This window comes from Rhodobacteraceae bacterium M382, assembly GCA_025141015.1.
In the GTDB taxonomy this organism is placed as follows: Bacteria; Pseudomonadota; Alphaproteobacteria; order Rhodobacterales; family Rhodobacteraceae; genus Aliisedimentitalea; species Aliisedimentitalea scapharcae.
The window spans coordinates 80,939-94,238 of the sequence record CP081101.1 but is presented as its reverse complement, the minus strand read 5'-3'; the positions used below and the strand labels follow the sequence as shown (position 1 = coordinate 94,238).

Annotated in this window: 9 protein-coding genes and 1 pseudogene; 3 read left to right on the top strand and 7 right to left on the bottom strand. The window is 54.6% G+C overall.

Annotation, left to right across the window (positions count from 1 at the left end; all coding sequences use genetic code 11):
- The first annotated feature begins 13 nt into the window (after nt 1–13).
- Nucleotides 14–444 (top strand): annotated as a pseudogene (locus tag K3727_22870) (aminotransferase class III-fold pyridoxal phosphate-dependent enzyme).
- Nucleotides 445–772: 328 nt separating this feature from the next.
- On the opposite strand, the gene K3727_22865 reads toward K3727_22870, so the two are convergent.
- From K3727_22865 to K3727_22840, 6 genes are all read right to left on the bottom strand, one after another.
- A complete protein-coding gene (locus tag K3727_22865) occupies nt 773–1,816 on the bottom strand; it encodes a hypothetical protein (protein ID UWQ93897.1) in 1,044 nt (347 codons plus the stop codon).
- A 166-nt stretch (nt 1,817–1,982) separates the two neighbouring features.
- Entirely contained in the window at nt 1,983–2,639 is a 657-nt protein-coding gene (locus K3727_22860; protein ID UWQ93896.1) for a DUF3299 domain-containing protein, read from the bottom strand.
- A 12-nt stretch (nt 2,640–2,651) separates the two neighbouring features.
- Nucleotides 2,652–4,094, bottom strand: a complete 1,443-nt coding sequence (locus tag K3727_22855; protein UWQ93895.1) for an ABC transporter permease — start codon at nt 4,092–4,094, stop codon at nt 2,652–2,654.
- Nucleotides 4,094–4,780 (bottom strand): ABC transporter ATP-binding protein, encoded by a 687-nt coding sequence (locus K3727_22850; protein UWQ93943.1) that lies wholly within the window; start codon nt 4,778–4,780, stop codon nt 4,094–4,096. The genes K3727_22855 and K3727_22850 overlap by 1 nt, the downstream gene beginning before the upstream one ends.
- A gap of 231 nt (nt 4,781–5,011) precedes the next feature.
- Nucleotides 5,012–6,226, bottom strand: a complete 1,215-nt coding sequence (locus K3727_22845; GenBank protein ID UWQ93894.1) for a biotin/lipoyl-binding protein — start codon at nt 6,224–6,226, stop codon at nt 5,012–5,014.
- On the bottom strand, nt 6,223–6,579 hold the full coding sequence (locus K3727_22840; GenBank protein UWQ93893.1) for a hypothetical protein: 357 nt from the start codon (nt 6,577–6,579) through the stop codon (nt 6,223–6,225). Before K3727_22840 ends, K3727_22845 begins: the two co-directional genes overlap by 4 nt.
- Nucleotides 6,580–7,470: 891 nt before the next feature.
- Between K3727_22840 and K3727_22835 the strand changes: the two genes are divergently transcribed.
- Both K3727_22835 and K3727_22830 read left to right on the top strand, forming a co-directional pair.
- A complete protein-coding gene (locus tag K3727_22835) occupies nt 7,471–9,045 on the top strand; it encodes an arylsulfatase (GenBank protein UWQ93892.1) in 1,575 nt (524 codons plus the stop codon).
- 429 nt (nt 9,046–9,474) lie between these two features.
- Nucleotides 9,475–11,178 carry an alkaline phosphatase family protein gene (locus tag K3727_22830; GenBank protein ID UWQ93891.1) on the top strand — a complete coding sequence of 568 codons (1,704 nt, stop codon included), beginning with the start codon at nt 9,475–9,477 and terminating at the stop codon, nt 11,176–11,178.
- 39 nt (nt 11,179–11,217) lie between these two features.
- On the opposite strand, the gene K3727_22825 is transcribed toward K3727_22830, so the two are convergent.
- Nucleotides 11,218–13,179 carry a hypothetical protein gene (locus tag K3727_22825; protein ID UWQ93890.1) on the bottom strand — a complete coding sequence of 654 codons (1,962 nt, stop codon included), beginning with the start codon at nt 13,177–13,179 and terminating at the stop codon, nt 11,218–11,220.
- Nucleotides 13,180–13,300: the final 121 nt, after the last annotated feature.

The following is a 13,300-nucleotide window of genomic DNA, read 5'->3' as shown; positions in this document are numbered from 1 at the left end:
AAGGCAACGAGACATGGTGGTTTCTATGCAGGTTTTTATCTTACCATGGCCCAGCGTTGGGTGCAGCAACCCGGCGTCCTGTGCTGCGGGCAGGGCGGTTCTCGACGTGATCGAAAACGAAAACCTGATCGAGAACGCTGCAGACGTTGGCACATATGCCAAGAAACGCCTCAAGAAATTGGCAAAAAAAAGCACAACTTCATAGGCGATGTCCGGGGCGCGGGCCTTTTCTTTGGAACCGAGATCATCAAACCAACAGGCAAACTGGCGGCGGACAAGAAACTGGCCAAGCGGGCCACAAACCTGATGCGGGAGAACGGTGTTGTCATGGGATTGCTGGGGCGTAAGGAAAACCTTTTTAAAATCCGACCACCAATGCCATTTTCAAAGACGAATACCGATCACCTCTTTGAAGTCATGGAGCACGTCCTAAGTCGCCTTTGACAGAGTTGCTGCACCGGAAATTCGGTATCCGTGGTCGGCCTGGAAACTCCGCCTAATCTGACCCGTGATGCGCCCCCCGATGTCAGTCTGTGCTGATTTCCATCGCCGCAGTGTCAGCCCGAACCAGGCATCGGGGCGGGCTTTGCAAGTGCGGTCAGCTGATCGTCAACCATCGCCATTTACTCAGCGAGGAGCGCGCGTGCACGAAGCATGACGGAAAACCAGATGCCGTGGTTTATGGCCGGCGAAATCAAACATCCAACTTCGATCAGCAGGTGCAAAGAGGATCTCCAATTGCCTAAACCCTGTCCAACCTTTGGAGCTGGCGCTACGGCTGCGTTTTGAACTCCTGTGCGTATATTACGTATTGCGATGCATCCTGCCTGTCGGCCATCTCAAATACGGTCCCTTCTTCGAGCAATGTTTCCAGCACTGGCGCAAGCGACCAGTTTCCTCTCGCGCCGAATTGGCGTGCCGCTGCTCCGGCCAGTCTTGGGTCAAGCCAAAGAGAGCTGTTAATCGCCTGCATAACGGACGTTTCCATCTCAGGACTTGTCGAGCCACCATGAAGAGCGACCGCTTCGATTAGCAATTCGCGCGATAGCAGCGAATGGTTTGGATTCGTCAGGTGTTTGGCCGCAATGGACGCTACGGCTTCAGGGCCAACAAGTTCGATCAACGCAGTGGCATAGGCCCCCAGATAGATCCCTTCGGATCGGACGTTGTTTTCGACACCCGCTTCCAACAGGTCACGAAATTGCAGATCGTCGCTCATACCAAGAAGCAGGATACGTATTGCCTTGAAGTCGGCCTCGTTGGGTTCGTCCAGCCGGGCCTGCAGCCGCCGGGTTTCAATTGCAAGGTTGAGGCTGCGCAAAGTGGCATAGTCTGCCTGATCCAGTTCGCGCAGAGCCATTTTGTGGATGCGATCATCCGGGTGGTTGAGAAGGGTCGCGAAATAGCGGAACCGATCCATTTGGCTACCGATTTCCCAGGCGGGCAGCTGTTCCATAATGGTGTTCAGGACAGGAGCCATCGTGGCATCAACCAGAGCAAGACGCTGCCAGGGTCCATAGTCTCCGTCCCGCGCAAAAAGAACTGCTGTTTGGGCATCCATCGCAAAGCGGTGGCGGGTAACGCTGTCAACAAGAAAGGGAATCTCGGATGAGTCAAGATTACCTTCCAAGGCTTCAATTGCTTCAAACCGAAAAGGATTGTTCGGTGCCGAACGGGCAAGAACAATTTCGTCGCTTCCAAGCAACCGATCAACCAATGTCGGTTGCGGAGCATAATTGTGAAATCCGCAAGGCGTGGCAGAATTGGGAACCATCAGGCCAGCAGCCAATAAGAAGGAAACAGTGATTTTGTTCATGAAACATTTATGCGTGAAGGCCGGGAGCATTTGAACTCCAATTTTCTCTGTTCAGGTTGCAGCAGCAGTTCCCCCCGTCGCCCGTTTGAAAAAAGGCAGAATTCCGCTCTTCAAACGTCCTGCGCAGCGGTCTTCCGCCGCTGGTCGGCTGGGTAACCGTCGATCGCTACTTATAGATGTCCACCGACATGGCTTCTACGAAATAGGTCGTTTCGATGTCAGCTTGCCCGTCCACCAGATGCAGCGCATTCGAGTGGCTTTGGGCGCGCATTTCGCCGCTGATCCAAACTGGTTTGTACAGCTCATCCACATCAAAGCCCTCGTCATAGCGCACAAAAACCATCTGGTTTGCAGGAGGCGGAGGAGTGTGGATACAGGCACCGACGGTCGGAACGAGCAGAAATTCGATTGTTTTCTGATCGACCATTTCCAAGGGCAACAAATACCCCGGCAACCGCACGACTTTTCCAATCAGATCAACATTTGGCTCGGTTGCGGCCAATTTGCGCTGATTCATCACAATGTCGCGCTGCTTGAACAACTGGTCAGGATCCAGTCCCTGAGACGCGAGTTTTTCCCGGATCACTGCGGCCCTGGCTGGCATAGTGTCACTTTCTTCAGAGGGCTTCAAAATCTCGATGCGATACAACTCAGCAAGATCGCTGATCTGGCTGTACTCCAGCTCTGCAAAAGGATCATGGTAGGGCCGTTCTTCGGGCAGCAGATCCACCCAGGTGATTTCAAGCGGCTCCGACGCTCCGGCAGGATGCGCAATGGTAAATGCAAGAGAAGCTGCAAGAGCAAGCGCCAGTGTTTTCATCACTTCCATCTCTCCTTAAAGCCGCAATGACAGCCCGTCTGCCAAAGTCATCCGGTAAACTCGAAATGCCGGAATAGCGCCAGCAACCAGACCAGAGCAGAAAACAAACGCTATGAGAAGGGCCTCACGAAAACTTGGCAGCCCAAAGCCGACCTTAAGCCCGAAATTCGCCATCAGAACTGGGTTGGCCGCCATCATAACTGTGGTCAGCAGGATGTAGCCAAGGATAACCCCCGTCAATAACAGAAGCACCGCCTCGAGCATTATCAGTGTAAAGATCGCGCGAGGTGTCGCCCCAACCGAGCGCAGAATGGCGAATTCACGCCGCCGCGCGTCAAGCGTTGCTGACAGCATCACCACCATACCAATAACCCCCGCCAGCGCCACCGCGCCTGCCATCAGGCGCAAGGCTGTTTCAGCGGTGCCCGTTATTGACCAAAGTTGGAGCAGCGCGACATTGGGCAGGACCGCCGTCAGCGCATCGCCGCGATATTCGGAAAGCTGGCGTTGGACTGATAGAATTGCGGTCTTGCTCTTGAGCCCCGCAAAAATCGCATTGATTGTGGCGGGCTCGTGCCCGTGATCATCGTGCCCCTGTTCATCGTGGGCGGCATGTGCGTTGGCGTCGTGTGGCTCCTCGTTCCCACTATCGTCATGTTCACTGTGATCTGCCTCAGCCACGTGATCTGTGTGTGCTGCGTGATCGCCTTCTGCGGCGTGCCCTGTCTCGTGTTCGTGTTCCTCGTGTTCATCCTGTAACAGCAGCTGCTCATCACCGTCATCAGATCCTCCCAATTTCGCGAAGGGGTCGGCGTTTTCGGGCACCGCGTCTTCGTGCAAAGCGTCAAAGCCTTTGAGCGACACGAAGACCATTCGATCAACGGCAGTTCCGGTCACTGCCAGGACGCCGCTGATCGTGAATGGTGCTTCGTCGTGAATATCGAATGACACCTCTCCGGATCCGTGGGCATTTACGATTTCAGTTCCAGGACCATAACCAAAAGCCCGCGCAACATCGGCCCCAACGACGGCGCCCATCGAAGTGTCAAAAGCACGCCCCTGTGCAAAGGTCAAAGATTGTCCACCACTGTAGCGAAAGCGTTCAAAATAAGCCTCGGAAGTGCCCACGACCGGATAGCCACGGTGGGAATCGCCCATCATGAGCGGCACCGTCCAGTCGATGCCGGGCATGTTCTCAACCATCTCGTAGCTTTCCCAGCTGAGGCCCGTTCCGGTCGAGCCAACGCCAAAAACAGTCGCCATCAGGATTTGCACGTCATTGCCGCGTGCGGCCACGATCAGGTCCACGCCTGAAACCGAGTTTGCAAAGCCGGCGCGTGCCTCGGTACGCAGCCTTTCAACACCAAGGATCAGCGCAACGCTAAGCGCGATGCTCAGGATGGTCAAAGCGGCAACAAACCGTCGGTTGAGCAAGCTTTTCAAGCAGAGATCAAGCATCACTCTGCTCCACCATTCAGCGCGTCCAATTCCACCGTTCGGTCGAAATGCGTTTCAAGGGTTCTATCGTGACTGACAAACAGCAGGCTTGATCCGGATTGATTACACTCCTTTAACAGAAGTTCGACAAATACATCCTTTGCCTCTTCGTCCAGCGCTGATGTTGGCTCATCAGCCAAAACGATTTCCGGTGATCCGATCAAAGCCCTGGCTGCCGCAACCCTTTGCTGTTGACCAATGCTCAGCGCGCTGGCCGGGCCATTCAGCGTTTTGGTGTCGGTCAATCCCAATTCACCCAACAACCGAGACGCAGCTTTTTGGGGTTCGGCCGATATGTTTTCCCGCCGCCGGGCCGAAAAGCGACAGGGCAGCAAAACGTTGTCAATCGCACTGAGCCAGGGCAGCAGATTGAACACCTGAAAGATTATTCCCATGTGATCGACACGAAAACGATCACGATCACTGCCGGACAATTCCCCTACATCCGTGCCTGAAACGAGAACCGATGCGCTGGGAACGTCAATGACCCCGGCAATCGCCGAAAGCAAAGTCGACTTTCCGCTCCCGCTAGGGCCACGTAACATGACTTTCTCGCCGGTGCTCAGTTCGAACTTGTCAATATCGAGTATTGGTTTCGCTTCGCCCGGCCAGCGATACTGTAATGAATTAATTGCAATGGGTGTCATAGGGATAAGTAGATAAAGCGGTTTCTCACTGTGTCTAGTGCTCCCGTCGCAAAACGGCTTTTCTGGCAACCTCTCTCAGTGTGCGCGTTTTTTTGAGGGACACTGTCCTCCCCTGCCCTTACGGCCCATAGGTGCCAAGGTTCTGTATCGCCCACACCCAAAATCAGGCCCGCGCCGAAATGTCCGGATGAAAGCAGGTCGCTTCCATCCGGACATCTTGTCAAAGCAGGATCAATGGCCTCCCCCTGTGAGCCCGATACCGGATGCCAGAGCGACCCAGACCTTGATGCGCAACAAAATCGCCTTGAGCGCCCCCAATGCTTCGATCACATGGGCCAGAACACTTCCCTCCAGCGGGCCGGTTACATGCGTTGTATAGGCTTGCACCATACAGCCACTGCCATCGATCAAGAGCTCGGTATGCTCTGGATGTACAAGTTTGAAGTGCGCAACAATCTCGCCCCGCTGAGCCCGCTCTGAAGTTTCCATGAGATACCCGGTCGGCTTGATTTGACCTGCAGCAATGACCTCTTGCAAGCGAACCAACCTGGCAGGCAGCACTGTATTGCGCATACTGGCGTTGAAATTGCTGTCACACGCGATTTCAGCGGCCATTCCTTCGTACAGAACTGCGCTGGCCACTTGGGAAAATCCTGCTGCAACCTCCGACGTCGGATCGGCCCTGTCGTCCGGCACAATCACCATCGCGGCGCTCAGTGCGGTTTGCCCGGCACGCGCGCCAACGTTCAACGTCAATTGTTCAACCGTCCCGTCGACCACGGCATAAACCCGGGTTTTCGCCAGCTCAGCCTGCGCCTGTTCCAGCATGGATTCAGCTGTTTCAAGTTGCGCAGGCAAAACTGACGTCACCTTGAGGCTCGCCGACTCAAGCTGTGTCCGGGCGGCTTCGACTTCGGACAGACGCGCCAACCGCGTGTTCTGAGCCCGTTCGAATTCATTCTCTCTGAAGGCCGCAGAATTGCGGTCCTTCAGGGCAGTTTGATCCGCCAACGACAATTCAATCTGGGCAAGCCCGGCTTCAGCGCCCTTTAGAACAGCCTGCGCCGTTCGCACTTCGACCTCGCCGGCTTCGATGGCGTTCTGCAGCTCAACCACTTGGTGTTCGGCAACATCCACTGCAGCCTGCTCACTGGTGTTTTCGACAGTGAAAAGCAGATCCCCCGTGGCAACATGATCGCCAGGTTTGACCAGCACCTGCGTGACCGTACCACCATTTTCGGCAACCACCGGCACAATCCTGAAAGGAACCAAACCGGTGTAGGATTTGGGGTAATAATAGAAAACCGTAAAGAATAGGGCGACGGCAATGACGAACCACAAGAATACAGCCCGATGCACATTATAGAGCGTGACAGGAATCCCGCGCCAGCGCAGATACATGATCCGGATCACCAACGGGAATGAGGTGAGTATGAGTTCGATCATTCTGAGACCTCTTCGTGCTGGTGTTCGTGGGCGTGTTCATGCTCTGGTTTCAACCAGACCATCAAATCCCTTGCCAACGCTGCCGAAATCAGCGCAAGCGGCAGCAGGACGCTAAAGTGGGACAAAGGTGGCAGCACCTCGTATGCCAGCGCCACAGTCAGCAATGTCGGAATCGTCGTCTTGAGCGGCGTCATTTCAGACTTGTGCTCCGCGTGTTGATCAAACCTTGCATATAGGTGGATCACCAGAAAAACGATCAGGAACACAAATGCCAATGCAACAAAGGCAAAAGTGTCCGTTTCTCCCGGTGCCGTCCACCAACCAGGCCCCGCTCCATGGGTTTCAGTTGCCATTTCTTGGTCCCTTTCCTGAAAACTTGGTCAGATCGAAAGTATTATTAGCCATAAGATGTGCCAGGCGCTGAATACATACCAACAATTTTTCTACCTTCCCAAATGTTGATTTCGGTCGGTGCCCATCCGATCTTGCGAACACCAATCGTCCTGGTACGTCGGTTTTTCCATGAGGGTAAAATACCCATTGCCGACATCAGCGAATAAACATCCATCAATTGTGGCCTCGGGTGAACACCCAACGCTTGGTCCTGTCAGTGCGAGCATAACAGCAGAAGCACAAGGATTGTGACCCCGATTTTGGAGTTTTTTTGACATCTTTCAATCGATTGCTCCACGCGACCGGGACATTTTCATGACGCCTGGCAGACGTCCACCCTGGGTCAGGCAGGGCACACACACGGCGTCGCTATCCCAAAGGATCCAATTTCACCCCGGGCCCCCAAATCAAGATGCAACAAGGCTGTTTTCGAGACGCATTCTTTGATGACCTTGCGTAAGGGAAATATGCCGGGAAAATCGTTCAAATCCGTCTCTGACAGCACCGCAATGCCCACACCGGAATTCCTTTCCCTGTTTGGTGCAAAACACACGATCTGCAATATTTTGTGGGGCATCTTGCGGCGGCCTGACTCGCAACGCTTGTAGAATTTGGCGCGCCCCGGTGTATTTCGATGCACAAAAAGTCGGCTTGAAATTCAATTAAATTCTATCATTTCCGATCAGTACCCGAATTTTGAGGGATTGCGTCACCGCCACCATCTGCTAGCGTTACGCGCAATATCCGGGCCAATACCAATTCGATCAAATTTGCCCTTTCAGGGGTCCGCCCTATTATCCCTACCGGGGAAACTGCACCTAACGAAGAAATAAGTAGGAGGTCATTCATTTATGAAACTCAGTCCATTAAAATCTCTGGCCAGTGCGCTATCCGTATTTTCGGTTGTCGCAACGATGCCAGCGCTTGCTGCCGCGCAAGACAAACCAAATATTCTGGTCATCTGGGGCGATGATATCGGCCAATCCAACATCTCGGCCTACACGATGGGTCTGATGGGATACCGGACACCCAATATCGACCGGATCGCTTCGGAAGGCATGATCTTTACCGACTACTACGGGGAACAATCCTGTACGGCGGGTCGCTCTTCATACATCATGGGACAATCCGTGTTCCGGACCGGCCTGTCAAAGGTGGGTCTGCCGGGTGCAGAGCTGGGTATGCGGGTCGAAGATCCAACCATCGCAGGATTGCTCAAGGCCGAAGGTTACGTGACCGGCCAGTTTGGCAAAAACCATCTGGGCGACCGGGACGAAATGCTGCCCTCCAATCATGGCTTTGATGAATTCTTTGGTAACCTTTATCACCTGAACGCCGAAGAAGAGCCCGAGAATGTCGATTATCCTGGCGATACGGTTCTGGCCGATGGTCGAACCTTCCGCGAGGCATACGGCCCGCGTGGTGTTGTACGGTCCTCGGCAGATGGCAAGATCGAAGACACCGGTCCACTGACCAAAAAGCGCATGGAAACCGTAGATGATGAAACCGTGGCTGCGGCCATTGATTTCATGGCACGGTCCGTCGAACAGGAAAAACCGTTCTACATCTGGTGGAATGGCACACGCATGCATTTCCGCACCCATGTCAAAGACGAGCTGCGCGGCATTTCCGGTCAGGATGAGTATTCTGACGGCATGGTCGAACATGATCGTCATGTCGGCATGCTGCTGGACAAGGTCGATGAACTGGGCATTGCCGACAATACCATCGTGCATTATTCGACTGACAACGGCCCCCATTACAACACGTGGCCCGATGCGGCATCGACCCCCTTCTTTGGGGAAAAGAACACCAATTGGGAAGGTGGATGGCGTGTACCGTCGATGGTGCGCTGGCCTGGCAAGATCGACGCCGGAAGCGTGTCCAACGAGATCATGCACCACATGGATTGGCTGCCCACCTACTTGGCAGCAGCTGGCAACCCGGACATCAAAGACCAGCTGAAAGCTGGTGGTGTTCAGGCAATCGGGCGTGAATACAAGGTGCATCTGGACGGCTACAATTTCTTGCCCTTCCTGACTGGTGAAGCCGAAGAAGGACCTCGTCACGAAATCTTCTATTTTTCGGACGATGGCGACCTGACCGCGCTGCGCTATGACGACTGGAAAATGATCTTCCTGGAGCAGAAGGCCTATTCGACCCTGCGGGCCTGGATCGAACCTTGGACCGAACTGCGTATTCCGCTGATCTTCAACCTTCGTCGCGACCCTTATGAACGGTCGTACCGCACCTCGAACACCTATTATGATTGGCTGTTGGATCGTGCCTATCTGCTGGTGCCCGCACAGAATTATGTCGGGCAATTCCTGGCCACTTTCCAGGAGTTCCCACCGCGGCAAAAAGCAGCTTCATTCTCTCTTGATCAGGTGATGGAGAAAATGACGACGAACCACGGCAGCAACTAATTGCCATTGGTAACGTCCTAAAATCGGCGGCGGCACACGGGTTATCGTGTGCCGCCGCATATCTCCTCGAACGAACTCCAGAACAGGAAAACCCTGTCACAACGCTGGAAAAATGAGGGCGACCAAACCCGGCGGCTATAGACGCGAACACAGTCTGTCAGTGCTCCAAACCTGATGACACGCATCCCGGACGCAGCTCATGTTTGCCGGACCCTTTTCGATCCTAGGGATTGGGCACCTCGTGATGAACAACCTCGCAAACCGTGCTATGCTGTTGGAAATCCTCGCAATCGCCCCGTTGCCGAGTAATAGGTTTGGGTGTTTTCGCTTCGTGTTCGGGCTCAGAAACATGCCCTGATCTGAACCACAAACGCCCGACTAAATCTGGTGCGGGTAAGGCCCCGCGCCTCTTGCTACCAAAGAGTTGTCATGTCCAGTTTTTCAAAACTTTCTTTTGCATTTGGTGCCATTGCGCTTTCGACGTCAGTCCTGACGCCGGTTCACTCCCTAGCGGGCGACTTGCCCCGCCTGGTTTTGCAGATCACCGTGGATCAGCTTCGCGGCGATCTGATCAACAGATACGGGTCTCATCTCGGTGAAGACGGGTTCAACTATCTTCTGAACAATGGTGTCGTTTTCAAGAACGCGCATCACCGCCATGCCAATACTGAAACCATTGTCGGGCACACCACGCTGTCCACCGGGGCTGATCCTGCCATTCATGGGATGGTTGCAAATCTTTGGTTCGACCGAAAAACTGGTGAACAGTTCTATAATGTTCAGGACCCTGATTTCCCTCTGGTTGGGGCCGCTGGGATAGATGCTCAGAACGAAATCGACCCGACGCAACGGGCCGCTACAACCGACGGGCGGTCGCCCCGTAATATCATCAGTTCGACCCTATCGGATGAGATTGCCCTGCATTTTGGCCCTGAATCCAAGATTTTTGGTGTCTCGGTCAAGGATCGCGGTGCCATCGCCATGGCCGGCCACGCAGGTCAAGCCTATTGGTTTTCCAAAGCCGAAGGCCGGTTTGTCACCAGTACCTTCTATCGCCAAGACTACCCAAGCTGGATTGCCGATTGGGAAGCCCGAGGATTGGTCGCATCTTATGCTGAACAACAATGGACCCTGTTGCGTGAACCCGCCACCTATGCCTTTAGCGGTCGTGATGACCAACCCTGGGAAACCGAAATGCCCGGCTTTGGTCGAACATTCCCGCACAATTGGGGTCCCGCCGACAACAAGTACTTCACAACGCTCCTGACGCTCAGCCCGGCCGGGGATGCAATCACAGTCGATTTTGCCAAAACACTGATGGATGCCGAAGAACTGGGTCGGGACACTATACCCGATTACCTGTCAGTGAGCCTGTCATCGACCGACTACGTGGGTCATTTCTTTGGCCCCTCGAGCCTGGAGGCCGAAGACAATTTGGCTCAACTGGATCGCCGTTTGGCGGATCTGTTTGCCCATGTTGATGCAACGGTCGGATTGGACAAAACCCTGATCGTGCTGTCCGCTGATCATGGCGCGCCAGAGCACCCGGGTTATTTGGCAACTCTTGGGATACAAGCGGATGTCTTCAATTTTGATGATGTCGACACAAAACCCGGCTTTGTCAGATTGCAGGAAGAATTTGGGGTTTCGCGCGATCTGATCCAGAACTTTTCAAACCCCTATGTCTACCTCGATCAAAAAATGATCGCAGACCGGGGTCTGGATCCTATAGCGGTGGAAAAGGCCGTCGCAGAAGAATTGCAGAAACTGCCCGGAATTGCGTATTCAGTTGCCAGCTCAGATTTGCGAGACGGCACCTTTGCACAGGCAAAAATTACCGACGCCGTTTTGAACAATTTCCATTCCGAACGGTCGGGGGACATCTATGTGGTCTTTGAACCGCATTGGTTTGTCGCCGATCTTGACGGGTTGGTCGTTGCGTCGGCGCACGGGTCGCCATGGACATATGACACGCATGTACCCCTGATCTTTTCTGGCCCTGGGATCAAGGCAGGGAATGTGTCCCGCCGGGTCGAAACCGTAGACGTCGCCCCAACGGTGACAACATATCTGGGAACCAAGATGCCGTCGGGGGCAACAGGCACCGCCCTGCCCGAAGCCATGCCAGAATAACGGATCTGGGCCGGTGCGTTTTCCCGGTATCGGCCCCGGTCATCCACCCAGATCTGCGCGCATCAAATTCAACGGAACATCGTCCGGGTTTGCCTCCAGCGCCCTGTTCACCGTCTCCAATGCAGCCTGTTGGTTTCCCATAGCGCTGTGAATACGCACCATCATGGACCACGCCTGTGTCAACTGTGGATCCATGTCAACCGCTTCGCCAAAGGCGCTCAGCGCGATTTCCATTCTGCGAGTCGTCAGACCAATACCCGCCAAAACCATCTGGGCTTCGGGGAAGTCGGCCTTGGACTCTAGCGAACTCTGCCAGTCTCCCATTGCCTTGCCCAGGTTTTCATTGATGCGGGGCGGCAGATAGGCGATGCGCATTCCCAGAAACCCACGGGCTGCTGCAATACGAACCGCCTTGACCGGGTCCTCCAGCAACCCGGCCAACCGCGCGGAACGCTCGACTTCTGGCGCACCCCGTTGCAGTGCGATCGCAGATACACGCACCAAGGGATCTGGGTCGGACAACATGGGGTCGGCGCGGGTCGCCAGGCCCGGGTCCGCAATGGGGAGCAACATATCCAATGCTGTTGCTCGAACAATCCCCGGCAATTGATCGTACTCTGCCAACATGATTAGAGACTCCCGCTGGCTGCGCAAATCGGTTCGTGCCGCTGCAAAGGTCTGGGAAAAATGCCGTCCTTCGCGACGCGAGCTATCGGGAAACCAATCGGCAATCTTACCTGCGGCCCAACGGGCGGATTGGTCGTCGTGGCAATCGTTACAGGCATTGGGCGCGCGAGTTTCGAGGCTCAGATCCGGCCGTGGAACCCGAAACGAATGATCCCGCCGACCGTCAACCCCCATATAATTACGTTCGATCATGTGGCAGCTTTTGCATTCAGATCCCGCCGTATCCGCCAGATGAAACGTATGTGACGGGTGGTCGTATTCCTTGGCGGTCAGTGATGGGAAGTCCGGATTGCCTGCCGGAGAATGGCACTGGGTGCAAACCGCATTTCCTTCGGCTTTCAGCTGGGCCGTGTGCGGATCGTGGCAATTGCTGCATGTCACGCCATTTGCATACATCTTGGACTGCAAGAAAGATCCATAAACATAAACTTCGTCCAGGATCTGCCCATCTGCGTGGTACAATCCAGGTCGCAAAATACTGAGCCGATAAGCATCATGAAACGGGGTGCCGGGCAGTGGGTTGCCGCCCTCAAATGGCTCACGCCGCGAATGGCACGAGGCGCATTGCTGGATCTGGACCTCGGTATCGGTGAGCCTACTCAGCGGTTGCGTCGTCCCGGCCAGATAGCGGCGCACAGCGGACTGCCCGTCGTCCGTCAGGTTCAGATTGACCAAAAGCCCGATGCCATTCACACCGCTCCATTTGCCTTTGGCCAGGCTTTTTCCGGCCTCGGCCCATTCGACATGGGCCTGGGCTGGGCCATGACAGGCTTCGCAACCAACACCGGTTTCGACCTGTGTGCTTTGATACAGGTTCCGTTTGGGATCATAGTTCTTTTCGAACCCAGTTGCATGGCATTCGGCGCAGCGCGCGTTCCAATTCTTATAAGGGCCGCTCCAATGCAACCCGTCCTCGGGGACCAATTCCTGATCCGGATATAGATGGTACCAGCGTTCCTGTTCCACATCCCATACGACATCAAACGACTGCATCCGTCCGGGTTCGGTTTCGACGATATATTGTTGCAGGGGCGCGATCCCGCCAACACCCACCACCGGAAACTGACGTTTGCCCCCCGGGATATCGTCGGTCTCAATTATATATTGCCCGTCTTTGCGCCGAAATCGAGTCGTCATGCCCTGATGCGAAAAACTGCGTCCGTCAAATGCGCCGACAACTGTTTTTTCTGACGGTTCCGTCCAGGCCTGCGCATGATGGGATTTCTGCCAATCCTGCATCGCCTGATCATGGCAGTTGCCGCAGGATTGCGATCCCACATAATTGGGGCGGTCAAATTGTTCCGCATGCGCCATTTCGATCCAAGCGAAGAAAAGACCGGCAGACAGAACCGCCCACCTTGAAATTGAGACCAAACATTCAAGGACCGAACTGGTCTTTCCATTTTGTTGCATTGTAAATCCATTTCAGGCTGAT